This is a genomic window from Actinomadura sp. NPDC048032, assembly GCF_040653175.1.
Classification (GTDB): domain Bacteria; phylum Actinomycetota; class Actinomycetes; order Streptosporangiales; family Streptosporangiaceae; genus Spirillospora; species Spirillospora verrucosospora.
This window is the reverse complement of record NZ_JBEZJP010000028.1, coordinates 1-23,739: the sequence shown is the minus strand read 5'-3', so window position 1 is coordinate 23,739 and position 23,739 is coordinate 1. Positions and strand designations below refer to the sequence as shown.

Genomic DNA, 23,739 nt, shown 5'->3' with positions numbered 1-23,739 from the left:
GCCGGGGTAAGCCTGAGACATGCGCAAACTCATCAACGCCCCGGCGGACGTGGTGTCCGACGCCCTGCGCGGGCTGGCCGCCGCGCACCCGTCGCTGAAGGTCGACCCGGGGACCGGGACCGTCATCCGGGGGGACGCCCCGCGCACCGGGAAGGTCGCCCTGGTCTCGGGCGGCGGATCCGGGCACGAACCGCTCCACGCCGGATTCGTCGGCCACGGGATGCTGGACGCGGCCTGCTGCGGGGAGGTCTTCACCTCTCCCGTCCCCGACCAGATCATCGCCGCGACGATGGCGGTGGACGGCGGCGCCGGCGTGCTGCACCTGGTGAAGAACTACACCGGCGACGTCATGAACTTCCAGATGGCGGCCGAACTCGCCGAGGACGAGGACATCGAGGTCGTGTCCGTCATCGTCGACGACGACGTCGCGGTGGAGGACAGCACGTTCACCGCCGGGCGGCGCGGCACCGGCGCCACGCTGTTCGCCGAGAAGATCGCCGGGGCGCTCGCCGAGGAGGGGGCCCCGCTCGCGGACGTGGCGGCCGCGGCCCGGGAGGTGAACGAGCGCAGCAGGTCCTTCGGCGTGGCGCTGTCGTCCTGCACGGTCCCGGCGGCCGGGACGCCGACGTTCGAGCTGGGCGAGGACGAGATGGAGCTCGGCATCGGCATCCACGGCGAGCCCGGCCGCGAACGCGTCAGGATCGGCACCGCCGCGCAGATCGTGGACGCCGCGCTCAGCGCGATCGACGCGGACATGCCGCTGTCGGGTTCCGAGGTGCTCGTGCTGGTCAACGGGATGGGCGGCACCCCGCTGATCGAGCAGTACGTCGCCTACGCGGCGGCCGCCGAATGGCTGGAGGGGCACGGCGCGACCGTCGTCCGCCGCCTGGTCGGACCGTACGTGACCAGCCTGGAGATGGCGGGCTGCATGATCAGCGTGTGCCGGGTGACGCCCGAGCTGGTCCGCCTGTGGGACGCGCCCGTCGAGACGCCGGGGCTGCGGTGGGGCCGATGAGCGCGGACTCGATGGACGCGGGGGACTTCGCGGCCTGGATCAGGCGGACGGCCGAACGGGTGTCCGCCGACGCCGAGCGGCTGACGCGGCTGGACGCGGCGATCGGCGACGGCGACCACGGCCTCAACCTCGACCGCGGCTTCCGCGCCGCCGTGGAGGCGCTGCCCGGGGACGCCCCGCCGGGGAAGGTGCTGATCGCGGCCGGCCGGGCCATCGTGTCGAAGACCGGCGGCGCGTCCGGCCCCCTCTACGGGACGGCGCTGCGCCGCGCGGGCAAGGCGTTCGGCGACGCCGCCGACGTGGACGACGCCGCGCTCGGCGCCGCGCTCCGTGCCGCCCTGGAGGGCGTCCAGGATCTCGGGAAGGCCGCCGAGGGCGACAAGACGATGGTCGACGCGCTGGCTCCGGCCGTCGCGGCGTACGAGGCGGCCCTGGCGGACGGCTCCGGCCTCGCCGGATGCGCGCGGGCCGCCGCCGAGGCCGCCGCGAAGGGCGCGGACGGCACCGTCCCGATGCGGGCGCGCAAGGGCCGGGCGAGCTACCTGGGCGAGCGCAGCGAGGGGCACATGGACCCCGGCGCGTCGTCCACCGCCCTGGTGCTCGAAGCCCTCGCCGACGTCGCGGAATCCGCGGGGGTGGCGTGACATGGTCGGCATCGTCATCATCTCCCACAGCCGGACGCTCGCCGAGGGCGTCGCCGAGGTCGCCCGCGCCATGGGCGTCGGCAAGGCCGTCGTCGAACCCGCCGGAGGAGATTCCGAAGGGCGTCTCGGGACGAGCATCGACCTCGTCGAGCAGGCGGTCGCCGCCGCGAACGGGGGCGACGGCGTCGTGCTGCTCGCCGACCTCGGCAGTTCCGTGCTGACCGCCAAGATGCTCATCGAGGACGCCGAGGGAGACGACGTCCTGCTCGCGGACGCCCCGCTGGTCGAGGGCGCCGTCGCCGCCGCGTCCATGGCCGCGACCGGCGCGGACCTCGCCGCGGTCCACGCCGCGGCCGAATCCGCCCGCGACCACCGCAAGACGAGCTGACCCCGCGTCCGTGCCCGGCCGGCGGCGCCCCGGCCTCACCGCGGCGCCGCGCGGCCGGGACGTTCCGCGGGTTCGTCAGGGGGTGGCGTCGGGGCCTTCGAGGAGGGTGCCCAGGACGGAGGCGACCCCGGCGGTCGGGTCGCCCCGCACCTCGTAGACGCGCGGCTCCCCCTCCGCCCCGTACTCCTCGCCTCCGTCCCCGGACACCGTGATCCGGTACGCGGGGAGGTCGGCGCCGATCTCGCCGGGCTCGCCCCGGGCGTGCGCGGCGGCCAGCGCGTCCACGGCGTCGCGGACGCGGCCGGCCTGTCCGGCGGGGAGGGTCGCGGTGTCGTACTGCGCGACGACGGCGCTCTGGCCGGTGAAACCGCCGGTGCTCTCGATCGTCACGCGCATCCCGCGCACCTCCCCGTCGACTGGCCTGCTCCTTGCTCGCTACCCGCTCGCCGCGGGTCGCTACCTCCCGAACGGTGCCGCCCGGCGACCGCCCGGCCGGTGCCGCTAGCCGAACGTGCTGCGCAGTTCGTCCAGCTGGCTCCGGAGGATGTCGTCGTTGTCCAGCGGACCGCCCTGGGCCAGCTTCTCCTCGGGGACGAGCCGGTACTCGGGCATCTGCATGGTGCCGCAGCAGCGCGACCGGTCCTGGGCGGCCAGCAGGCTCGCCGAGTTCTCGTCGTGCGGCTCGACCTCGGTGACGTCCTGGCCGTCCCCGGTGTACGCGGCCTCGGTCATCGCCATCTGCCCGCTCATCAGGTCGCGCAGCGGCGTCGCCGCCGTCGTGATCTCCCGGACGGCGAACCGGTTGCGGATGAACGTCCGGTAGACGGCCGGGTCGCCGCGGCTCGCCGAGGCCTGGAGCATCCTGTTCGCCACGTCCACGTACCGGGCGCCGGTCGCGGGGGCCGCGACGATCGCGTCGAACACGAGCTTGCACAGCGCGGACGCGGTCTCGATCAGCACGATCGTCGCGTCCTTCGTGCGCTGCTGCCGGCTCATCTCGAAGGTGTAGACGTCGGCGAGGATGTCGTAGATCGCGCCGGTGAACACCTGCGAGATCGCGTGCACCTCGTTGCCGACCTCGCTGAGCTTGAGGTCGTTGTCGGCGTTGCGGAGCCCGGACGGCATGCCGAGCGCCTGGCCGAACTGCTCGGCCAGCTCCGCCAGGAACGACCTGTCGTGCAGGTTCGCCTTGGTGAGCGCGACGAGCGCGTCCGCCTGGTCCGGCTGCGCCAGGGCCAGGAAGATCGCCGTGATGTCGCCGAACGACTCGTGCAGCCCGCCGGTCTGCGGCGGCGCGTCCGCCGACAGCCAGCCGGGCTTGAGGCCGTCCAGGACCGCGTGGCCGGTCTCGTGCGCGACGATGTCGAGGGACTGGCACGTGTAGAGCACGTTCTGCGGAGGCTGTCCCTTCGGCGTGAAGAAAAGGAACTTCAGCGCCTTGGCCGTCCGCGTGTAGAACGCGTTCGCGCCCTCGGCGGCGTGCGGGAAGACGGTGATGCGCTCGGTGTTGCCCCCGACGTTCCACGCGAACGGGATCGGGACCCCGCCGTTGTGGCGCTCGTACATGGCGATCGTCTCCCGGACCACCGCGAACGTGTGCGCGCAGTCGAACTGCGGGGTCCCGGGAGTGAACACGAAGTCGCCGTCGATGTTGCGGGCGACCGGGGTGACGCCCGGCAACTCGGTCTGGACGCGCACGTCCATCGGGCCGTTCAGCACCACGGTCGGGATGTAGGTCAGCCGCGCGCCGAGCTCGGTGACCGACGGGTCCTGCTTGTAGATCAGGAACCTGTGGCCGGGCTGCGCCGGCACGGGAACCGGCACCGGGCGCGGGACGGAACGCGGAACCGGCGGAGCCGCCGCCTGGGACGCGCGTCCCGTCCACTGCGCGGGTACGACGATCTCGGCGTCGAGTTGCGTCTGGAGTTCCTGCTGGTGGGTCATCGAAGCCACCTCCCCTGTGACAGTGCGCGAGTCCCTGCTGACTCTGCGCCGCTGTGCGCGGACATGCGGGGATGCAAATAAGGGCCTTGCACTCCGAGTACGGGCCGGAGCCCGATCGGTGTCCGCCTCATCTTCAACGTCCGCCGGAACGCGAGATCGAGTCAACCCACCGTGTCCAAAAGGCATCCCATCTGTCCACATGCTGCCTCCGGGCCCCCGGGCGAGCTCGGAGGAGGTACGGCCCGGCCGGACACCCCGGCTCGGCGGACGCGCCGAAAACGTCCGCGCAGCGCCGTAGACTCGCACGTGATGTCGAAGACCGAAGCTCACCCCTTGCTGGACGGCCTCAACCCGCAGCAGCGCGCCGCCGTCGTGCACTCCGGCAGCCCCCTGCTGATCGTCGCCGGCGCAGGCTCGGGCAAGACCCGGGTGCTCACCCACCGCATCGCCCACCTGCTCGGCGAGCGGGAGGTGCACCCCGGCCAGATCCTGGCGATCACCTTCACCAACAAGGCCGCCGCCGAGATGAAGGAGCGGGTCGACGCCCTCGTCGGGCCGCGCTCGCGGGCCATGTGGGTGATGACGTTCCACTCCGCGTGCGTCCGGATCCTGCGCCGCGAGGCCAAGCGTCTCGGCTTCCCCACGAGCTTCTCGATCTACGACCAGGCCGACGCGAACCGGCTGATGGCGCTCGTCTGCCGGGAGCTCGACCTCGATCCCAAGCGCTACCCGCCGAAGTCGTTCAGCGCCCAGGTCTCCAACCTGAAGAACGAGCTGATCGACTACGAGACGTTCAAGGCGCGGGCGTCCACGCACATGGAGCAGACGCTCGCCGAGGCCTACGAGATGTACCAGGCGCGGCTCCAGCAGGCCGGCGCCATGGACTTCGACGACCTGATCATGATGACGGTCAACCTGCTGCAGGTGTTCCCGGAGGCCGCCGAGCACTACCGGCGCCGCTTCCGGCACGTCCTGGTGGACGAGTACCAGGACACCAACCACGCGCAGTACGAGCTCGTCCGCGAGCTGACCGCGCCGGTGGAGGGCGTCGGGGCCGCCGAGCTGTGCGTCGTCGGCGACGCCGACCAGTCGATCTACGCCTTCCGCGGCGCGACCATCCGCAACATCCTCGAGTTCGAGCGCGACTACACCGACGCCACCACGATCCTGCTGGAGCAGAACTACCGCTCCACGCAGACGATCCTGTCCGCCGCCAACGCCGTCATCGAGCGCAACGCCGACCGCAAGCCCAAGAAGCTCTGGTCCGACCAGGGCGAGGGCCACAAGATCACCGGTTATGTGGCCGACAACGAGCACGACGAGGCCGCGTTCGTCGCCCGCGAGGTCGACCGGCTCACCGATGACGGCGAGGCCCGTCCCGGCGACGTCGCCATCTTCTACCGCACCAACGCGCAGTCCCGTGTCTTCGAAGAGGTCTTCATCCGGGTCGGGCTGCCGTACAAGGTCGTCGGCGGCGTCCGGTTCTACGAGCGCAAGGAGATCCGCGACGCGCTCGCCTACCTGCGCTGCCTCGCCAACCCCGAGGACACCGTCTCCCTGCGCCGCATCCTGAACGTCCCCAAGCGGGGCATCGGCGACCGCGCCGAGGCCTGCGTCGAGGCGTACGCGTCCCGCGAGCGCATCTCGTTCTGGCAGGCCCTCCGGACGCCCGAGGACGTCCCCGGCATGGCGACCCGCTCGCTCAACGCCGTCCGCGACTTCGTCGCCCTGCTGGACGAGCTGCGCGCCGCCGCCGAGTCGCTCGCCCCCGCCGACCTGATCGCCGAGGTGCTGAAGGCCAGCGGCTACCTGGCCGAGCTCCAGGCGTCCAAGGACCCGCAGGACGAGACCCGCATCGAGAACCTCCAGGAGCTCGAAGCCGTCGCCCGCGAGTTCGAAGAGCGCCTCGACGGGGAGTCCGCCGAGGGCCGCCTTCCCGAGTTCCTGGAGCAGGTCGCCCTCGTCGCCGACGCCGACTCCATTCCCGGGGGCGCGAAGGGCGGGCCCGTGCCGCCGGGAGAGCAGCCCGAAGAAAGCGAGCACGGCGTCGTCACCCTGATGACGCTGCACACCGCGAAGGGCCTCGAATTCCCGGTCGTCTTCCTCACCGGCATGGAGGACGGGGTCTTCCCGCACCTGCGCGCCATGAGCAACCCCAAGGAGCTCGAAGAGGAACGCCGTCTCGCCTACGTCGGCATCACCCGCGCCCGGCAGCGCCTCTACGTCTCCCGGGCCACGATGCGCAGTTCGTGGGGAGCGCCGCAGGTCAACCCGCCGTCCCGCTTCCTCGGCGAGGTCCCGAAGTCCCTCGTCGAGTGGGAACGCGAGGCGTCCTCCACGTCCGGCTCCGCCATGTCGCGGATGGCGGAACGCCCGGGAACCCGCTCACCGGGAAACCGTCCGGTCCCGTCCCTGTCGCCAGGCGACAAGGTCACCCACGACGCTTTCGGGCTGGGCACCGTCGTCTCCGTCTACGACAAGGGCGAGAAGGCCAGCGTTGACTTCGGCGGCGACTACGGCGTCCGCACCCTGGTCCTTCGCTTCGCCACCATCGAGAAGCTCTGACCCCAGTTTCCAGCGGCGCGAGGCAGGCGCCTACGCCGGTGACGTTCCCGGCGTGCCCGCGTTGGGGCCGGGGGCGGTGGCGCGGGTGTAGCGGGCGGCGAGGGCGCGCAGATGGTCGGCGAGTTCGGGGTTCGCGGTCTCGTCGATCCGGAAGTCGGCGCCCAGCATGCCCAGGTAGACGGTGAGCATGGACGGGTCGTCGGAGCCGACCTCCACGACGCAGGTGTCGTCTTCGCCGGGTTCGACCGTGAGGCCGGCGGGCAGCCGAGCCGCGATCTCGGTGGCCGGCGCGTTGACCACGACCCGCGCTCTGTAGGCCCACGTGGCCTGCGCGAGGCCGGAGGCCATGCGGGTCGCGACGTCCTCGTCCGGCATGTCCCGGGGCGTGAACCGGGGGCCGGCGGGCGGACGCAGGACGACGCGGTCGACGCGGAAGGTGCGCCAGTCGTCCCGCTCCAGGTCCCAGGCGAGGAGGTACCAGCGGCGGCCGGAGGCGACCAGGCGGTGCGGTTCGGTCACGCGGGGCCCGGTCGCGCCGCCGTGCGTGCGGTAGTCGAAGCGCAGGCGCTCGTGGTCCCGGCAGGCGGCGGCGATCGCGGTCAGGACGGCCGCGTCCACCGGCGGCTGCGAGCCGGGCAGCGCGACCGTCGCCGAGGCGAGCGCGCCGACGCGGCGGCGCAGCCGCGACGGCAGGAGGCGCTCCAGCTTGGCGAGCGCGCGGACCGAGCTCTCCTCGATGCCGGAGACCGCGCCGGTCGCCGCCGTCCGGAGCCCGATCGCCACCGCGACCGCCTCGTCGTCGTCGAACAGCAGCGGCGGCAGCACGGCGGCCGTGCCGAGGCTGTAGCCGCCTCCGACCCCCGGGGCCGCGTCCACCGGATACCCGAGCTCCCGCAGGCGCTCGATGTCGTTGCGGACGGTCCGGGTGGTGACGTCGAGGCGTTCCGCCAGCTCGGGCCCGGTCCAGTCGCGCCGGGCCTGGAGGAGGGACAGCAGCCGCAGCAGCCGGACCGAGGTTCGCATCATCGCTCCATGATGCCGCGAATCGCGGAACGATCTGTTCCGCATTGGCCCGTAGCGTGTTTCCCATGACGAACGACATCCGTCCTTTCCGCATCGACGTCCCGGCCGCCGAGATCGAGGACCTGCGAGCCCGGATCTCCGCGACGCGCTGGCCGGCGGCCGTGGGGGTGGACGACTGGAGCCGCGGCGTGCCGGCCGGATACCTGCGGGAACTCGCCGAGTACTGGGCCGCCGGGTTCGACTGGCGGGCGCAGGAGGCGGCGCTGAACGAGATCCCGCAGTTCACGACCGAGATCGACGGCCAGACGATCCACTTCTTCCACGCGCGGTCGCCGGAGCCGGGCGCGCTCCCGATCGTGCTCACGCACGGCTGGCCCAGTTCGCCGGTCGAGTTCATGAAGGCCGTCGGGCCGCTGACCGATCCCCGCTCCCACGGCGGCGATCCCCGCGACGCCTTCCACGTCGTCCTGCCCTCGCTTCCGGGCTACGGATACTCCAACCCGATCGGCGAGGCGGGCTTCAACCTCTTCGGCGTCGCGCGGATGTGGGCGGAACTGATGCGCCGCCTCGGATACGAGCGGTACGTCGCGCAGGGAACGGACGTCGGCTCGGGGGTGGCGGGGATGCTCCCGATGGTCGCTCCGGGGCAGGTCGCCGGCGTCCACCTGTCCGGGACGGGCGCTGCCCCGCCGTTCGGGCCCGCCCTTGAGCCGGAGCGGTTCTCGGGAGCGGACCGGGCCCGGGCGCAGAAGTTCAACGAGTTCAGGGAGGAGGGGACCGGTTACCTGGCCCTGCAGTCGACGCGACCGCAGACGCTGGCGTACTCCCTGAACGATTCGCCGGTCGGCCAGCTGGCCTGGATCGTGGAGAAGGTGCGCGAGTGGACGGACCCGGCGATCGACCTCCCCGACGCGGCGGTGGACCGGGACCAGCTTCTCGCCAACGTGAGCCTCTACTGGTTCACGGGCTCCGGCGCGTCCTCCGCGCACGCCGTCTACGACGGCATGCGGGCATGGAAGGCCTTCGCGGCGCAGCAGAGCGGGCCCGCCCCGAAGCCGGATGTGCCGGTGGGGGTCGCGGTCTTCGCCGCGGACACCACCATCCGCTCCCTGATGGACCCGGACGGCTCTGTCGAGCACTGGTCGGAGTATGACCGGGGCGGCCATTTCGCGGCCATGGAGGTGCCGGAGCTGCTGGTGGAGGACGTCCGGCTCTTCAGCCGCTCCCTCAGGTGAGGCCGCCGCGCCGGGGCGGCAGTGCGTACGGCCGGATGCAGCCGGAACCGATGAGTTTCGGGGGTGGCGGTGGTCGAATCCTGTGAGCACCTTGTCCACCGGGCTGTCGAAGGAGTCGCAGGATGCGGAAGATCACCGCAGGGTTGTTCATCTCGCTCGACGGAGTCGTCGAAGACCCGCAGGACTGGCATTTCCCGTACTTCAACGAGGAGATGGGCCAGGCCGTCGACGCCCAGATGGGGTCGGCCGACACCCTCCTGCTCGGCCGCAGGACCTACGACAGCTTCGCGGGCGCGTGGCCGGACCGGGAGAAGGCCGGCGGTGAGGACGCCGACTTCGCCAGGAAGCTCGGAGACGCCCGCAAGATCGTGGTGTCCGGCCAGGACCTCGACTTCACCTGGCGCAACTCCGAGCTGCTCCGGGGCGACCTCGTCGAGGCCGTGACCGCGCTGAAGAAGGAACCGGGCACGTCGGACATCGCGATGAGCGGTTCGGTCTCGGTCGTCCGCGCGCTTCTGGAAGCGGGCCTGCTCGACGAGCTGCACCTGCTGGTCCACCCGATCGCCGTGCGCAAGGGGATGCGGCTGTTCGAGGACGCCGACGCGCCGCTGCCGCTGAAGCTCGTCTCCTCCGAGACCTTCGGCACCGGCGTGGTCCACCTCGTCTACCGCCTGGACGACGAGGCCCCGAGCGGCGACTACGAGACGGCCAAGGCGAGCCTTCCCCAGTCCGACGACGCCTAGCTCTCCGGCGGCTGCGTGCTGGACGACGCCGGGGCGCCTGCGGAATCCGCTTGAGTGCGGAAGGTGCGGCGGTAGGCGCCCGGTGTCGTGCCCAGGGCGGTGAGGAAGCGCCTGCGCAGGTTGGTGGCCGAGGAGAGGCCGGAGCGGCGGGCGATGGCGTCCAGGGGAAGGTCGGAGGACTCCAGCAGGTCCTGGGCCGCGGCGATGCGCCGGGTGAGCAGCCAGTGCCCGGGGCTGGTGCCGAGCTGCTCGGCGAACCGGCGGGCGAGGGTGCGGGTGGAGACGCCCGCGTGCGCGGCCATGGTCTCGATGGTCACGGGTTCGCCGAGCCGCTCGGCGATCCAGTCCAGGAGCGGCGCCAGCGTGCCGTCGATCTGCGCGGGGCGCGGCGGCGCCGAGTACTGGAGCTGGCCGCCCTCGCGGTGGGGCGGCATCACCATGGTCCTCGCGACGTGGGCGGCGTACCGGGCGCCCTGGTCGGAGCGGATCAGATGCATGCACAGGTCGATGCCGGCTCCGGCTCCGGCGCTGGTGGCGACGTCGCCGTGGTCGACGTAGAGAACGTCCGGGTCGACCTGGACGTGCGGGAAGCGGGCGGCGAACTCGCCGGCCAGGGCCCAGTGGGTGGTCGCCTTCCGCCCGTCCAGGAGGCCGGCGTGCGCCAGGGCGAAGGCGCCGGAGCAGATGCTGACCACTCGCGCGCCGCGGGAGTGCGCGCGGCGCAGGGCGTGCACGACCGCGGGGGACGGCGGCCTGCCGGCGGGCAGCCAGCCCGGGACGACCACGGTGTCGGCCGCGTCGAGCGCCTCCAGCCCCTCGGCCACGAGCATGTCGAACCCGGCCAGCGTCGCGACGGGGCCGGGGTGCTCCGTGCACACGCCGAAGGTGTACCGGACCGGAAGCCCGGCGCGCTCGACGCCGAACATCTGGGCCGCGCAGCCGAGCTCGAAGGTCGACTGGGGTGGGTGGACGAGCGCCGCCACGCGATGCATGGCATGAAAGTACCGCAAGATGTCTTTCCTGACACTCGGCCGGACGCGGCGCCGGTCGCCAGGCTGGCCCCATGACGACGGAACAGAGCATGCCCGGCTATGTGTGGGCGAGCGTTCAGGACGCCCCGGTCCGCGAACTCTTCCCGGGCATCCGGCTGCGGCCGCTGTGGCAGGGCGACGACGGCGCGAAGGCCTTCGTCCTGCAGATGGATCCGAACACGTGCTGGGAGGGGGTCGACGTCCACGAACCGGGCCCTGAGGAGGTCTTCGTGGTCTCCGGCACCTTCAACGACGGCGACCGGGACTACCCGGCCGGCTCGTTCATCCATGCCCCCGCGGGTTCTTCCCACGTCCCGCAGACGTCGACCGGCTGCACCCTTTTCCTCTTCTATCCGGAAGGCTGACCAGGCCGCGATCGACGTCAGGGGCGGGTGGCGCTCACCAGCCATACGGAGCCGCGGATGCGGATGCCGCCCGGAGTCTCGTAGGCCGCGAGTCCTTCCTGGAGCTCCTGGCGGACGCGCGTGACAGCGGTCTGGTCCGCGTCCTGGAGGTTGTAGCGGACCGGGCCCTGGCTGAGGATGAAGTCCGCGGCGTCGCCGGGGTCGCGGCCGTAGTCCATCGGCGCCTGGACGGGGCTCGTGTCCACGTCCGTCAGCCCCGCCTGGTGCAGTACCTGGCGGATGCGGTCGGGGTCGGACAGGGAGCCCATGCCGCGGGCCGCGGGCGAGGGGCGGCGCATCAGCGGCGCGAGAGCGGCGGTGGCCCTGGCGTACTCGCTGTCGGGGCCGCCGGCCTGCGGCACGATGAACGCCATCCGGCCGCCGGGCCGCAGCGCGCGGGCGATGTTGGCGAACGCGGCGGCGGGATCGGCGAAGAACATGACGCCGCCGCGGCTGACGACGACGTCGAAGCCCTCCTCGTCGAAGGGGTGGGCCTGCGCGTCGGCCTGGTCGAACCGCACGTTGGCGATGCCCCGCTCCGCCGCGTCGGCGCGGGCGCGGGCCAGCATGGGGCCGGAGATGTCGACGCCGACCGCCCGCGCCGCCCGGCGCGCGGCGAGCAGGGTGAGCTGCCCGGTGCCGCATCCGATGTCCAGGACGGTCTCGTCCTCGCCGATCGCGGCCCGGTCCAGGAGGGGCCGGTTGAAGCCGCCCATCATCGCGTCGTACCGCGGGGCGTCGTCGGCCCAGGCCGCCCCCTCCCACCCGTTCCACGCCTCGGCCTGCTGGACGTTGACGACGGTGTGCATCCTGTCTCCTTCGCTGCGGGTCCGAACTTTTTAGAGGTTAACTCTAGTGATGAACTCTAGAGATATACTCCCGCCATGGACACCGTCAAGCGGCCGGACAAGCGGGCCGAGCGCTCCCGCCGCACCCGGGCGAAGGTCATCGAGGCGGCGCGGGAGCTCTTCGTCGCGCAGGGCTACGGGGCGACGAGCCTTCAGGAGGTCGCCGACCGCGCGGGGGTGGCCGTCCAGACGGTGTACTTCGTCTTCGGCACCAAGCGCGCGCTGTTCAAGGACGTCGTGGACGCGTCCATCGCCGGGGACGCCGAGCCGGTCGCCACCATGGAGCGGGAGTGGTTCCGCGCCGCGTGCGCCGCGCCCACCGCGGCCGTCCAGCTGCGCGAGCACGTGCGCGGCACCGCCGAGATCCTCGGCCGGGTCGCCCCGATCATGTCGATGATCGCGGCCGCCGGCGCCGCCGACCCGCAGATCGCCGCCCAGTGGCCCGACGGGCCGGACCCCCGCTACACCGTGCAGCGCGCCGCGGCCGAGGCACTGGTCGGCAAGCCCGACGCGCGCCCCGGCGTGTCCGCCGAGCTGGCCGCCGACCTGCTGTTCGGCCTGCTCAGCCCGCAGCTGTACCTGCTCTTCGTCCAGGACCGCGGCTGGGCGCCGGACGCCTGGGAGGAGTGGGCCCACGCCACCCTGGCCGCCCAGCTGTGCACCTGAACGAGAACCGCCGGCCGCTCGCGGCGCCGCGAGCGATCATGCCTGCGGGGGTACCCGGCGCCGCCCCGGTGAGGGACGAGTCACCGACCCGGTGAAGCGGTCGGTGAAGGCGCCGTCGGGCTGGTGCAGGGACGGGTACGTGCGGACGCGGTCGCAGCAGGCTAGAGGTGGACGAGGTCCTCGGCTTCGGTGCCGATGACCTCGCTCAGTTCCTGGCGCCGGCGAACGGAGCCGAGCGCGACGGGGAAACCGTCGGTTCCGTAGAAGGCGTGGCACAGTCCAGCAAGACGAAGGGCGGGCCGCGCGCAGGAGGTCGGCGGCACTGGCCCAATCCATGGATTCCGTTCGATCTCCCCAAGGCTGGGCTTGGAGGTAAAGACACTTCGACTGCCCATTGGGCGTTCTGGGCGGTCGTGAGGGTATCGGTGCGGCTGGTTGCCGGACGGCCGTTTCGTCGCTGGGGCGCGGTCGGTCCGGCCGATGTGTCCACGAGACGCTACGGGGGTTCGAGCATGGCATTCGTCACCACTCGCGACGGCAACGAGATCTTCTACAAGGACTGGGGCAGCGGGCAGCCCGTGCTCTTCATCCACGGCTGGCCGCTGAACGCCGACGCGTGGGAGGACCAGATGAAGGCGGTGGCCGACGCCGGCTACCGCGGCATCGCCCACGACCGCCGGGGGCACGGGCGCTCCAGCCAGCCGTTCGACGGCTACGACTTCGACACCTTCGCCGACGACCTCAACGACCTGATCAACCGGCTCGACCTGCGGGACGTCACGCTGGTCGCGCACTCGATGGGCGGCGGCGAGCTGGCCCGCTACATCGGGCGGCACGGCACCGGGCGGGTCCGCAAGGCCGTCCTGCTGTCGGCGATCACGCCGTCCATGCTCAAGACCGGCGACAACCCCGAGGGCGTGCCCGAGCAGGCGTTCGAAGACATCAAGAACGGCATCCTGCGCGAGCGCTCGCAGTACTGGAAGGACGCCTCGGAGGCGTTCTTCTCCGCGAACCGGCCGGGCAACAAGGTCACCCAGGGCAACCGGGACGCGTTCTGGTTCATGGGCATGCAGGAGAGCCTCCAGGCCAGCGTGAAGTGCGTCGATGCCTTCGGCTTCACCGACTTCCACGAGGATCTGCGCAAGTTCGACGTCCCGACGCTGATCGTGCACGGCGACGACGACCAGATCGTCCCGATCGACGCGACCGCCCGCAAGGCCGTCGAGATCATTCCGAACGCCGACCTGAAGGTGTACGAGGGGTCCTCGCACGGGATCGCGCTCGTGCCCGGCGACAAGGAGAGGTTCAACGCCGACCTGCTGGACTTCCTGAAGGGCTGACCCGTCCCCGGAGCCGCTCACGCGGGGTGGTGGGCGCCCGGGGTGTGGCCGAAGGCACGGCGGAAGACGTCGATGAAACTGCTGGCGGACGACCAGCCGCACTGGTGGGCCACGGTGGTCACCGGGGTGTTCTCGGCCAGGAGTATCAGGGCGTGGTAGAGGCGCAGCTGGGTGCGCCACTGCGGGAGCGTCATCCCGAGGTCGCTCCGGAAGAGCCGGGAGAGGGTGCGGTCGCTCGCGCCGACCTCCCTGCCCAGTTCGGCGAGCGTGCGGTTGTCGGCGGGGTCGGCGTGCAGGATGCCGCACAGCGCCCTGAGCTGCGGGACGGTCGGGGCGGGCAGGTGCAGCGGCTGCTGGGACGAGACGCGCAGCTGGTCCAGCAGGACGGCGCGCAGCCGGACCCGGGCGGGGGTGTCGCCGTCCGGGTCGCGGGTGTAGGCGAGGATCAGTTCGCGCAGCAGGGGGCTGACCCCGAGCACCGCCGGCTCGTCCAGCCCGAGCGGGTTGTGGGTCGCGGGCAGCCCGACCAGGTGGAGTTCGAGCTCGCCGTGGGCCTGGTGGGCGTGGACGGCCCCGGCGGGGATCCAGATGGCGCGGTCGGCGGGCGCCACCCAGGAGCCCGCGCCGGTGGTGACGGCGACCACGCCCCGTCCGGCGTAGGCGATCTGGTGGTCGTCGTGGCGGTGGGCGTCGATGGCGGCGCCCGGCGCCAGCGAGCGCGCTCGGGTCGGCGCGATCGGTTGATGGCGGCTTTCCTGCATTGGTTGGCAGGTTATCGGAAGTCCGACACCGGTCTCCGGCGCGAGCATGAGGGACGTGTCATCGAGTCCAAGAGAAGCGACCCGTCGGCGGGACGGGCGGCCGGTCTTCCTGCTGTCCGCCGGACATGCGTGCGTGGACGTCTACCAGGGGTCCGTGACGGCGCTCGTCCCGTTCTTCGTGGCCGAGCGCGCCTACACCTACGCGGCCGCCTCGGGCATCGTGCTCGCCGCGTCGCTGCTGTCCTCGGTGGCGCAGCCGCTGTTCGGGGCGCTCACCGACCGGTGGGCGATGCCCTGGCTGCTTCCGCTGAGCACGCTTCTGGGGGGAGCGGGGATCGCTCTGAGCGGCCTCAGCGGCGATTACGCCCTCACCTTGGCCTTCGTGGCGATCTCCGGGATCGGGGTCGCGGCGTACCACCCCGAGTCCGCCCGGGTCGCGCGGAAGGCGAGCGGGGGGAGCCACACGGCGATGAGCTGGTTCTCCGTCGGCGGCAACGTCGGGTTCGCGCTCGCGCCGCTTCTGGTCGCGGCGGTCGTCGCGACCGGCGGCCTGCGCTGCACGCCGTTCCTCGTGGTGCCGGCGCTCGTGGGCAGCGTCGTGTGCCTGCCCGTCCTGCGCGCCCTTGAGGGGACGGCCTCCGGCGCGCGCGCGGCGACGACGGTCGGTGTGGACGACGTACGCTCCTTCATCAAGTTGTCGCTCGCCGTGGTCTGCCGATCGATCGTGTTCGTGGGGCTGAGCACGTTCATCTCGTTCTACGCGCGGCAGCGCACTGGAGGGGGAGTGGCGGCGGGCACGGCGGCGCTGTTCGTCCTGTACGTCGGGGGCGCCGTGGGCACCGTGGCGGGCGGTTCCCTGGCCGCCCGCTGGGACCGGGTCACCGTCGTGCGCTGGTCGTACCTGCTGACCGTGGTCGCCGTCGCGGGCATCGTGCTCGTGCCCGGCCCGGCGCTCTACCTGTTCGTCGCGCTGACCTCCGCCGGCCTCTACGTCCCGTTCTCGCTGCAGGTCACCCTCGGGCAGGACTACCTGCCCACGCGCGTCGGCACCGCCGGCGGCGTCACCCTCGGCCTGACCGTCAGCGTCGGCGGACTCGCGAGCCCCGTCCTCGGAGCCGTCGCCGACGCCGCGTCGCTGCGCGTCGCCCTCGCGCCGCTCATCGCGCTGCCCGCGCTGGCCTGGCTGCTGTTCCGGACGCTGCCCGAGCCCGCGGTCCCGGCGCCCGCCGCCGCGCCGCCGCCGGCGCGGGAGGGCGCGCGGTGATCAGGCCGTGCGGCGGCCCAGGAGGTTCGCCGGCAGGGTGTGCAGGACGACCTGGTCGTCCTGGTTGAGAAGTTCGGCGCGGGTGCTGACGACGCCCCGGTCCGGCTTGGAACGGGACGGGCGGACCTCCAGGACGGCGACGCGCAGGCGCAGGGTGTCGCCGGGACGGACGGGAGCGGGCCAGCGCAGCTCGTCCACGCCGGGGGAGGCGAGGCTGGCGACCCGGGACAGGAAGTGGTCGGCGAACAGCCGCATCATGATCGAGCCGGTGTGCCAGCCGCTGGCGATGATGCCCCCGAACGGGCCGGAGGCGGCGAACTGCGGGTCCACGTGGATGGGCTGCGGGTCGAAGCGGCGGGCGAACTCGACGATCTCCGCCTCGTCCACGGTGACGTGGCCGTACTCGTAGGTCGTGCCGGCGGTGTAGTCCTCGAGATAGCGGTCGTCGATGGGGGCGGCGAAGTCGTCACCGAGGGCGCGGGTCCTGATCGTCATGGGACCAGGATGGCCCAGCGGAGTCCGGGCCGCCGCGGCTCCTCGCGCGGGGCGGGGCGAGGCGCCGCCATTCCTCGCTGAGCTCGGCGTGCAGCCGGTAGAGGCCGTAGGGGGTGTCGCCGGACGGCTCACGGAAGCGGGTGCCCTGGTCCACGGGCATCGACGCCGGCCGGACGGGGAAGAAGGCGGCCTGGCGCTCGCGTTCCTCCGACCGGACCTGGAGCAGCCAGAAGCCCTGGTAGGCGTCCGCGCTGATCTCGGTGATCTCCGTCCACGCGAACCGGCGGCGGCCGTAACCCGTGACGAGGGTGAGGGCCTCCGCGTCCAGGATCATGCGCGTCCGCAGCAGGGGGACGGCTCCGGCCGCGAGGGCGAGGCAGGCGGTTGCGGCGGCCCATGCCGGGGCGCCGGCGCCGTCGAGGGCCTTCTGGACCGCCACGACGCCGAAGAGGGCGGCGATGGCGACCCCGGCGAGGATCATGCCGAGGTGGCGGGGGCAGCGCAGCGTGCGCGGCTCGGTCATCGGGACATCATCCCTCCCCGCCGGGAGTCGCGGGGAGGCCGGCCGGCGCGGCCAGTGCGGCCAGGAAGGCGTCCAGCATCGCGGCCTGGCGGGCGGGCGGGTAGGCGTCCGGGGCGAACAGGGCGTGGACGACCAGGCCGTGCGTGAACGCGGCGGCGGCCGCGACGGTGTCGTCCGGGCCGGGCCCCGCGGGCAGTTCGCCGCGCTCGACGGCGGCGGCGACGTGGGGGCGGAGCCGCGCGCGCCAGTTCTCGTAGCGGAGCCGCTGGCGCTCGCCGAGTTCGGGATCGGCCAGCGCGACGTCCCAGGAGCTCACCCAGATCCGGTTCATGGCCGACGCGGCGGGGGTCAGCGGCAGGACGTCCAGGAGTGCGGCGCGCAGGGACGCCAGGCCGGGCGGGGCCTCGCGGAGGGGGCGGTTCGCGGTGCGCTCCTCGGCGAGGTCGAGGGCGTAGGCGACGAGGGCCCTCTTGTTCGGGAAGTAGTGCGTGAGCAGTCCGGTGGACGCGCCCATCTCCGTCGCGACCGCGCGCAGGGTCAGGCCGCCGAAGCCGCGGCCCGCCAGGACGCGCCAGACGGCCTCGGACACGTCCTGGCGGCGGGCGTCGTGATCACCTCGGGCGGGCATGCCCGTAGAATACATAACAAACGTTCGGTACGTACTCCCCGGGAGGTCCCATGTTCGCTCGCACGCTCGCCGAGGGCGCCGAGCTGCGCCCGTTCGAGCCCTGGCAGGCGGCCGAGTTCGCCGAGCACGCCGACCGGGTCCGCGGAGAGATCGACCAGTACATCCCCTGGGCCCGGACCGTGGTGGACGAGGCGAGCGCCCGCGAGCTCCTCCAGGCCTACGCCCACAGGCAGGCCAGGGACGAGGGCCGCCTCTACGGCATCTGGGTGGAGGGGGTCCTCCAGGGCGGCACGGTCTTCCGGACGTTCGACGCCGCGCAGGGCGTCTGCGAGGCGGGCGTCTGGCTCGCGGCCGAGGTCCGGGGGCGCGGGCTGATCACCAAGGCCGTCCGCATCATGATCGACTGGGCGTTCGGCGTGCGGGGGATGCACCGGGTGGAGTGGCTGTGCGACCCGCGCAACACCGCGAGCGCGGCCGTGGCGGAGCGCCTCGGGATGACGTGCGAGGGCGTCCTGCGCCAGGCGTTCGTCCTCGACGGCGACCGCCGCGACGTCCAGGTCTGGGCGGTGCTCGCCGGCGAGTGGCCGACCTCCTGAAGGGAGCGGCGTGCCGGGGGGGGGCGGGGGAGGCGGCCGCCGGCCGGAGGAGGCGGCCCGCTAGGGTAATCGGTGATCTGAGTTTCACTCCTTACCCCCGGGAGCCCCCGTGCACGCCGAGCAGGTCGTCTTGCTGCTGGCCGCCGCCGTCGCGGCGGGCTGGGTCGACGCCGTGGTGGGAGGCGGCGGGCTGATCCAGTTGCCCGCGCTGCTGCTGCTCAACCCCGGGCAGCCGGTCGCGACCGCGCTCGCCACCAACAAGCTGGGCTCGATCGCGGGCACCGCGTCCGCCGCCGTCGCCTACGCGCGCAAGGCCAAGCCGGACGTCAGGGTGGCCCTCCCGGCGGGCCTGCTCGCGGTCTGCTGTGCCGCCGGCGGCGCCGTCTGCGCGGCGGCGATCTCCTCGGACGTGCTGAAACCCGTCATCATGGTCGTCCTGCTGGCGGTGGCCGCGATCGTGGTGCTCAGGCCGAACCTCGGCCGGCTCCCGCGGCCGGTGCTGCGGACGCGCCGCCGGGTCGCCGCCGCCGTCCTCGTCCCGGGCGTCGCGATCGCCTTCTACGACGGGCTCCTCGGGCCGGGCACCGGGACGTTCCTGGTGATCGCCTTCACCGTGCTGCTCGGCATGGACTTCGTCGACGCCTCCGCCACCTCGAAGATCATCAACACCGGCACGAACCTGGGCGCCCTCGCGGTGTTCGCGGCGCAGGGCCACGTGCTGTGGGCCATCGGGCTGGCCATGGGGGTCTGCAACATCGTCGGGGCGCAGCTCGGCGCCCACATGGCGATCAACCGCGGTGCCGGATTCGTTCGGGCCGTCCTGCTCTGCGTCGTCTCAGCCCTCGTGCTGAAGCTCGGGTACGAGCAGTTCGGCTAGGGCCTCACCTCACGGGACGGGGAGCGGCCGGTCCAGCGCGGAAAGGCTCAGCAGGACCAGCGACGCCGTCCAGCCCAGGGGAGCCGGGCCCGCGGGCCTGCCCGTCACGCCGACCTTCTCCGGCAGGACGCCCAGGGACGTGCGGTGCGCCGAGAGCCAGTCGAGCCGCCGCAGCGCCTCGTCCCTCCGGCCCGACGCGGCCGCGTTGAGCCCGAACAGCGCGGTCTCCGGCGTCCAGGCGACGTCGGGGTCGCCCGACCAGCGCTCGCCCGGCAGGACGCCCCCGTTCGGCAGCGCCTGCTTGCGCGCGGCGTCCGCGATCGCGGTGGTGACGCCCGGATCGGCCGGCGCGAACGGCGGTGCGAGAAATGTCACCGAGGTGTCCATCAGCCCGCCGGGGACGGGGGAGCGCGGGTAGCCGTAGGGGGCGAACTGCCTGGCCACCGCGTCCGAGAGCCGCCGCGCGGCGTGCCGCCACTGCGTCGCCTTGGCGCCCTCGCCGCGCATCCGGGCGAGGTCGGCCGCCGCGCGCAGCCCCGCCAGCGCGGGGCCGACCACGCCGAGCGTCGGGCGGCGCGGGTCCTGCTCGCGCCGGTGGTCGCGTTCCCAGTAGTCGGACGAGGCGGGCGGCAGCCCCTCGGCGTCGAGGGAGCGCGCCAGGTGGTCGGCGGCGCGCCGCACCATCGGCCACAGCGTGGGCAGGTCGTCCTGGTCCGCGGTCCGGACGCCGTAGAACCACGTCGCCCACAGCACCCAGCCGAGCGAGTCGAGCTGCGGCGCGCGGCCGTCCGCGACGGCCGTCCCGTCGGCGTTGTACCGCGCGGCCCACATGCCGTTGTCGTGCTGCGCCCGGGCGAGGAAGTACAGGACGCGGCGCGCCTCGGCCGGATGCCCGGTGGCGGTGAACGCTGCCACGGTGAACGCGGAGTCGCGGGGCCAGCAGTACCGCCACTTCGAGTACCAGGACGCGAGGGACGCGCCGTTCGGGCGGGTGAGGAGCCGGAGGTCGAGCAGGGCGCGCGTCGCCATGTCGCGGTAGGCGTCGTTCGTCGCGCCGCCCGGGACGGTCCCCTGCGCCAGCCACGCGCCGTCGGACCGGACCGCCCGGTCCACCCGCGGGTCGGAGGCGTCCACGGTGATCGGCGCCTCGCCGCCCGACGGGACGAGCCGGACCCGCCCGTCCGCGAGCCTGACGACCGAGCTTCCCGGCAGGTAGGAGGCCCCCTCGGCCTGGTCGGGGGAGAGCGGGACGCCCGCGAACGGCCACCCGCCGCCGCCGACGAGCCCGGGGCTCGCCCAGCCGGCCTCGGGCGGCTCGGGGACGGTGGCGCCGCCGGTCGCGACGAGCGCCGCCACGATGAGCAGGCCCGCGGTGCGCCGCACCTTGCGGGCGCCCGAGCGGCCGCGCGGCGCGGCCCGCCGGCGCGGCGTGGTCGGCCCGCCCGCGGGCGGCGGGACGGAGAAGACGGACGCGACGGGGACGGGTTCCGCGACGGACCTGTTCCGTCTCTCCGCCATCGCCATGCGTTCGCCCCCTGTCCGCCTGGCCGTCTCGCCGAATTAGTACATCAAACTACGTCAATCGGTTCATCCTCCTCACGAGCCACTCGTGCCCTCCCCTGAGGATGAGCACACCTACCGCCCGGGGCGCTCCCGTACAAGAGAAGTCCGCGTTACTTGTGGACCCGGCGGCGTCACCACCGAGGCGGGTTGACTAGGCTGCATCGACGGAGCGGACCGCAGAGTGCCGGCCGCACGGACACCCGTGTAACGCCCACTCGTGTGGTCGCACATTCGGCTGTCGATCCGTAAAAGGACGCCCTCGTGGACCTGTTCGAACATCAGGCGAAGGAACTCTTCGCCGAGTACGGGGTACCGGTGCCCACCGGCAAGGTCGCCCATACTCCCCAGGAAGCCCGGGCCATCGCGGCGGAGCTGTTCGCCGCGGGAAGCTCGAAAGTCGTCGTCAAGGCCCAGGTGAAGACCGGCGGCCGCGGCAAGGCCGGGGGCGTGAAGCTGGCCGACTCCGCCGACGAGGCCGAGCAGCTCGCCACCCAGATCCTCGGCATGGACATCAAGGGCCACACGGTCCACAAGGTCCTCGTCGAGGAGGGCAGCGCGATCGCGCAGGAGTACTACTTCTCCTTCCTGCTCGACCGCGCCAACCGCACCTTCCTGTCCATCTGCTCCGTCGAGGGCGGCGTGGAGATCGAGGAGGTGCCGCACGACCGGCTGGCGATGGTGCCGGTCTCGCCGCTGGAGGGCGTCGACCGCGCCCGGGCCCGCGAGATCGCCGAGAAGGGCCGCCTCCCGCAGGAGGCCCTCGACGGCGCCGCCGAGCTGATCGAGCGGCTGTGGGCCGTGTTCACCGACGAGGACGCCACCCTCGTCGAGGTGAACCCGATGATCCTCACCGCCGACGGCCAGGTGAAGGCCCTCGACGGCAAGGTCTCCCTGGACGACAACGCCTCGTTCCGCCAGGACGACCACGAGAAGCTCGAGGACAAGGCCGCGGCCGACCCCCTGGAGGCGGCGGCGAAGGCCAAGGACCTCAACTACGTCAAGCTGGACGGCAGCGTCGGCATCATCGGCAACGGCGCCGGGCTCGTCATGTCCACGCTCGACGTGGTCGCCTACGCCGGCGAGCAGTTCAACGGCCAGAAGCCCGCGAACTTCCTCGACATCGGCGGCGGCGCGTCCGCCGAGGTGATGGCGAACGGGCTGGAGATCGTCCTGTCCGACGCCGACGTCAAGTCCGTCTTCGTCAACGTCTTCGGCGGCATCACCGCCTGCGACGCCGTCGCCAACGGCATCGTGTCGGCCTACAAGCTGCTGGCCGACCGCGGCGAGACCGTCAACCGCCCGCTCGTCGTCCGGCTGGACGGCAACAACGCCGAGCTCGGGCGCAGGATCCTCAACGACGCGGCGCTTCCCGGCGTCCAGCAGGTCGACACCATGGACGACGCGGCCAGGCGCGCCGCCGAACTCGCAGCGGCAGGTGCATGACAATGGCCATCTGGCTCACCGAGAACAGCAAGATCATCGTCCAGGGCATCACGGGCTCCGAGGGCACCAAGCACGGCCGCCGGATGCTCGCCTCCGGCGCCCAGGTCGTCGGCGGCGTGAACGCCCGCAAGGCCGGGCAGACGGTCGACTTCGACGGCACGACCCTCCCGGTGTTCGGCACCGTGAGGGAGGCCATGCAGGAGACCGGCGCTGACGTCTCCGTCGTGTTCGTCCCGCCGAAGTTCACCAAGGACGCCGTGGTCGAGGCGATCGACGCCGAGATCCCGCTCTGCGTCGTCATCACCGAGGGCATCCCGGTGCACGACACCGCCTACTTCTGGGCGTACGCGGAGTCCAAGGGCGACAAGACCCGCATCATCGGGCCGAACTGCCCCGGCATCGCGTCCCCCGGCAAGTCGAACGCGGGCATCATCCCGGCCGACATCACGACGCCCGGCCGCATCGGCCTGGTGTCCAAGTCGGGCACGCTGACCTACCAGATGATGTACGAGCTGCGCGACATCGGCTTCTCCACCTGCGTCGGCATCGGCGGCGACCCCGTCATCGGGACGACCCACATCGACGCGCTCCAGGCGTTCCAGGACGACCCGGAGACCGACGCCATCGTGATGATCGGGGAGATCGGGGGCGACGCCGAGGAGCGCGCCGCCGCCTACATCGAGCAGCACGTGACCAAGCCGGTCGTCGGCTACGTCGCCGGGTTCACCGCCCCCGAGGGCAAGACCATGGGCCACGCCGGCGCCATCGTGTCCGGCTCCGCCGGCACCGCGCAGGCGAAGAAGGAGGCCCTGGAGAAGGTCGGCGTCCGGGTCGGCAAGACCCCGAGCGAGACCGCCGTCCTCATGCGGGAGATCATGCAGAACCGCTGATCCCCCCGGACCACCCGAAAGACGCCCGAGCCGCCCGTCGGCCCGGGCGTCTTTCGCGTCCCGGCCGCCGCGGCGGGGCGCGGTGGCGGCGCCCGGCCGGGTGTGATCGCAAAGGCGACACGCCGGGCGGGCGGGCCTTGCGGGGGCGGGCGCGGTGCCAGCATGGACCGGTGAGCGACAAGACCCCCGGGCAGCGCGCGAAGCGGCAGCCGTCGAAGGCGGCACCGACCAAAGCGGCACCGACGAAGAGCGCGCCGTCGAAGGGCGCGCCGTCGAAGGGCGCAGGGGCGAGGGGGGCGGGAGCGACGGCCACGCCGAAGGCCGCGCCGCCGCCGCCGGGCGAGGCGGGCCGGGCCGACGCGCCGCCGGGCGCGGACTCCGGTCGCGGGCGCCCGCCGGCCGTCCCCGCGAGGCCGCTGTACGTGACGGGGCTCGTCGCGGCGCTGTGGTGCATCGGCATCGGGCTCGCGGTGCTCACCACGATCACGCTGATCGGCTGGATCGCCGCGCCGAAGACCGCGCTCGGCCACGGCCTGGCCGGGGTGTTCCGCACGGCCGTGAACTTCTGGCTGGTCTCGCACCACGCGGGCTTCTCCTACGGGCAGGGGCGGTTCGGGCTCCTTCCGCTCGGCGTGCTCGTCCTGCCCGGGGTCCTGCTGTACCGGGGCGGCGGGTGGATGATCCGGGTGGCCGGGCTGCCGCACCGGCAGCGCACCGCGGTCCTGCACGTGAGCGTCGCGCTGGCCGCCCCGTACGCGGCGCTGGCCGGGCTGCTCGCGCTCGCGGCGTCGTCCGAGGAGGTGCGGCCGTCGGCGTGGCAGGCGCTCGTCGGCTGCTTCCTCGTCGCCGCCGT

26 protein-coding genes are annotated in these 23,739 nt (G+C 72.9%); 15 read left to right on the top strand and 11 right to left on the bottom strand.

Annotation, left to right across the window (positions count from 1 at the left end; translation table 11 throughout):
* Positions 1–19: 19 nt before the first annotated feature.
* The 3 genes from dhaK to dhaM are packed head-to-tail and all read left to right on the top strand — an operon-like array spanning position 20 to position 2,047.
* The gene (gene dhaK, locus AB0C69_RS06590; protein ID WP_353834002.1) at positions 20–1,015 is read left to right on the top strand and encodes a dihydroxyacetone kinase subunit DhaK; all 996 of its coding nucleotides are present in this window, start codon (positions 20–22) and stop codon (positions 1,013–1,015) included.
* On the top strand, positions 1,012–1,659 hold the full coding sequence (gene dhaL / locus AB0C69_RS06585) for a dihydroxyacetone kinase subunit DhaL (protein WP_360350614.1): 648 nt from the start codon (positions 1,012–1,014) through the stop codon (positions 1,657–1,659). The genes dhaK and dhaL overlap by 4 nt, the downstream gene beginning before the upstream one ends.
* Position 1,660: 1 nt before the next feature.
* Positions 1,661–2,047: a dihydroxyacetone kinase phosphoryl donor subunit DhaM gene (gene dhaM, locus AB0C69_RS06580; protein ID WP_345176610.1), complete on the top strand. Its 387-nt coding sequence runs from the start codon at positions 1,661–1,663 to the stop codon at positions 2,045–2,047.
* Between the two features lie 75 nt (positions 2,048–2,122).
* Here dhaM and AB0C69_RS06575 read toward each other — a convergent pair whose 3' ends face one another.
* A complete protein-coding gene (locus AB0C69_RS06575) occupies positions 2,123–2,443 on the bottom strand; it encodes a protealysin inhibitor emfourin (RefSeq protein ID WP_360350610.1) in 321 nt (106 codons plus the stop codon).
* Between the two features lie 105 nt (positions 2,444–2,548).
* Positions 2,549–3,991: a hypothetical protein gene (locus tag AB0C69_RS06570; RefSeq protein ID WP_360350607.1), complete on the bottom strand. Its 1,443-nt coding sequence runs from the start codon at positions 3,989–3,991 to the stop codon at positions 2,549–2,551.
* A 309-nt stretch (positions 3,992–4,300) separates the two neighbouring features.
* Between AB0C69_RS06570 and pcrA the strand changes: the two genes are divergently transcribed.
* On the top strand, positions 4,301–6,556 hold the full coding sequence (gene pcrA / locus AB0C69_RS06565; protein WP_345176617.1) for a DNA helicase PcrA: 2,256 nt from the start codon (positions 4,301–4,303) through the stop codon (positions 6,554–6,556).
* 30 nt (positions 6,557–6,586) lie between these two features.
* Here the strand turns inward: pcrA and AB0C69_RS06560 are convergent, their stop codons facing one another.
* On the bottom strand, positions 6,587–7,582 hold the full coding sequence (locus tag AB0C69_RS06560) for a WYL domain-containing protein (protein WP_360350604.1): 996 nt from the start codon (positions 7,580–7,582) through the stop codon (positions 6,587–6,589).
* A 62-nt stretch (positions 7,583–7,644) separates the two neighbouring features.
* Between AB0C69_RS06560 and AB0C69_RS06555 the strand changes: the two genes are divergently transcribed.
* Positions 7,645–8,814 carry an epoxide hydrolase family protein gene (locus AB0C69_RS06555; RefSeq protein ID WP_360350601.1) on the top strand — a complete coding sequence of 390 codons (1,170 nt, stop codon included), beginning with the start codon at positions 7,645–7,647 and terminating at the stop codon, positions 8,812–8,814.
* Positions 8,815–8,936: 122 nt separating this feature from the next.
* Positions 8,937–9,557, top strand: coding sequence for a dihydrofolate reductase family protein (locus tag AB0C69_RS06550; RefSeq protein ID WP_360350598.1), 621 nt, complete (start codon positions 8,937–8,939; stop codon positions 9,555–9,557).
* On the opposite strand, the gene AB0C69_RS06545 is transcribed toward AB0C69_RS06550, so the two are convergent.
* Positions 9,554–10,549 (bottom strand): helix-turn-helix domain-containing protein, encoded by a 996-nt coding sequence (locus tag AB0C69_RS06545; protein WP_360350595.1) that lies wholly within the window; start codon positions 10,547–10,549, stop codon positions 9,554–9,556. The genes AB0C69_RS06550 and AB0C69_RS06545 overlap by 4 nt on opposite strands.
* Positions 10,550–10,620: 71 nt before the next feature.
* On the opposite strand from AB0C69_RS06545, the gene AB0C69_RS06540 reads away from it, so the two are divergent.
* Entirely contained in the window at positions 10,621–10,953 is a 333-nt protein-coding gene (locus AB0C69_RS06540) for a cupin domain-containing protein (protein ID WP_345176628.1), read from the top strand.
* Positions 10,954–10,970: 17 nt separating this feature from the next.
* Here the strand turns inward: AB0C69_RS06540 and AB0C69_RS06535 are convergent, their stop codons facing one another.
* A complete protein-coding gene (locus AB0C69_RS06535; protein ID WP_360350591.1) occupies positions 10,971–11,801 on the bottom strand; it encodes a class I SAM-dependent methyltransferase in 831 nt (276 codons plus the stop codon).
* 75 nt (positions 11,802–11,876) lie between these two features.
* Here AB0C69_RS06535 and AB0C69_RS06530 point away from each other — a divergent pair, with 75 nt between their 5' ends.
* The gene (locus tag AB0C69_RS06530) at positions 11,877–12,506 is read left to right on the top strand and encodes a helix-turn-helix domain-containing protein (protein WP_360350588.1); all 630 of its coding nucleotides are present in this window, start codon (positions 11,877–11,879) and stop codon (positions 12,504–12,506) included.
* A gap of 161 nt (positions 12,507–12,667) precedes the next feature.
* On the opposite strand, the gene AB0C69_RS06525 is transcribed toward AB0C69_RS06530, so the two are convergent.
* Positions 12,668–12,829, bottom strand: a complete 162-nt coding sequence (locus tag AB0C69_RS06525; RefSeq protein WP_360350585.1) for a DUF6817 domain-containing protein — start codon at positions 12,827–12,829, stop codon at positions 12,668–12,670.
* A gap of 189 nt (positions 12,830–13,018) precedes the next feature.
* On the opposite strand from AB0C69_RS06525, the gene AB0C69_RS06520 reads away from it, so the two are divergent.
* Complete coding sequence (locus tag AB0C69_RS06520) at positions 13,019–13,846, top strand: alpha/beta hydrolase (RefSeq protein ID WP_360350582.1); 828 nt, start codon at positions 13,019–13,021, stop codon at positions 13,844–13,846.
* Between the two features lie 17 nt (positions 13,847–13,863).
* Here AB0C69_RS06520 and AB0C69_RS06515 read toward each other — a convergent pair whose 3' ends face one another.
* Complete coding sequence (locus AB0C69_RS06515; RefSeq protein WP_360350579.1) at positions 13,864–14,607, bottom strand: helix-turn-helix transcriptional regulator; 744 nt, start codon at positions 14,605–14,607, stop codon at positions 13,864–13,866.
* Positions 14,608–14,662: 55 nt separating this feature from the next.
* Here AB0C69_RS06515 and AB0C69_RS06510 point away from each other — a divergent pair, with 55 nt between their 5' ends.
* The gene (locus tag AB0C69_RS06510; protein ID WP_360350576.1) at positions 14,663–15,871 is read left to right on the top strand and encodes an MFS transporter; all 1,209 of its coding nucleotides are present in this window, start codon (positions 14,663–14,665) and stop codon (positions 15,869–15,871) included.
* Here the strand turns inward: AB0C69_RS06510 and AB0C69_RS06505 are convergent, their stop codons facing one another.
* The 3 genes from AB0C69_RS06505 to AB0C69_RS06495 are packed head-to-tail and all read right to left on the bottom strand — an operon-like array spanning position 15,872 to position 17,517.
* Entirely contained in the window at positions 15,872–16,366 is a 495-nt protein-coding gene (locus AB0C69_RS06505) for a MaoC family dehydratase (protein ID WP_360350573.1), read from the bottom strand.
* Entirely contained in the window at positions 16,338–16,889 is a 552-nt protein-coding gene (locus AB0C69_RS06500) for a hypothetical protein (RefSeq protein ID WP_360350570.1), read from the bottom strand. The genes AB0C69_RS06505 and AB0C69_RS06500 overlap by 29 nt, the downstream gene beginning before the upstream one ends.
* Positions 16,890–16,896: 7 nt before the next feature.
* Complete coding sequence (locus tag AB0C69_RS06495) at positions 16,897–17,517, bottom strand: TetR/AcrR family transcriptional regulator (protein ID WP_360350567.1); 621 nt, start codon at positions 17,515–17,517, stop codon at positions 16,897–16,899.
* Positions 17,518–17,567: 50 nt separating this feature from the next.
* On the opposite strand from AB0C69_RS06495, the gene AB0C69_RS06490 reads away from it, so the two are divergent.
* Both AB0C69_RS06490 and AB0C69_RS06485 read left to right on the top strand, forming a co-directional pair.
* Positions 17,568–18,113 (top strand): GNAT family protein, encoded by a 546-nt coding sequence (locus AB0C69_RS06490; RefSeq protein ID WP_360350564.1) that lies wholly within the window; start codon positions 17,568–17,570, stop codon positions 18,111–18,113.
* Positions 18,114–18,222: 109 nt separating this feature from the next.
* Positions 18,223–18,990 (top strand): TSUP family transporter, encoded by a 768-nt coding sequence (locus AB0C69_RS06485; RefSeq protein WP_360350561.1) that lies wholly within the window; start codon positions 18,223–18,225, stop codon positions 18,988–18,990.
* Positions 18,991–18,999: 9 nt separating this feature from the next.
* Here AB0C69_RS06485 and AB0C69_RS06480 read toward each other — a convergent pair whose 3' ends face one another.
* A complete protein-coding gene (locus AB0C69_RS06480; protein ID WP_360350558.1) occupies positions 19,000–20,508 on the bottom strand; it encodes a glycoside hydrolase family 15 protein in 1,509 nt (502 codons plus the stop codon).
* Between the two features lie 306 nt (positions 20,509–20,814).
* Here AB0C69_RS06480 and sucC point away from each other — a divergent pair, with 306 nt between their 5' ends.
* From sucC to AB0C69_RS06465, 3 genes are all read left to right on the top strand, one after another.
* Complete coding sequence (sucC, locus tag AB0C69_RS06475) at positions 20,815–21,996, top strand: ADP-forming succinate--CoA ligase subunit beta (RefSeq protein WP_353835752.1); 1,182 nt, start codon at positions 20,815–20,817, stop codon at positions 21,994–21,996.
* Between the two features lie 2 nt (positions 21,997–21,998).
* Positions 21,999–22,886, top strand: a complete 888-nt coding sequence (gene sucD, locus AB0C69_RS06470; RefSeq protein ID WP_345176661.1) for a succinate--CoA ligase subunit alpha — start codon at positions 21,999–22,001, stop codon at positions 22,884–22,886.
* A gap of 170 nt (positions 22,887–23,056) precedes the next feature.
* A partial coding sequence (locus AB0C69_RS06465; protein WP_360350553.1) for a DUF6350 family protein occupies positions 23,057–23,739 on the top strand: 683 nt, incomplete at its 3' end.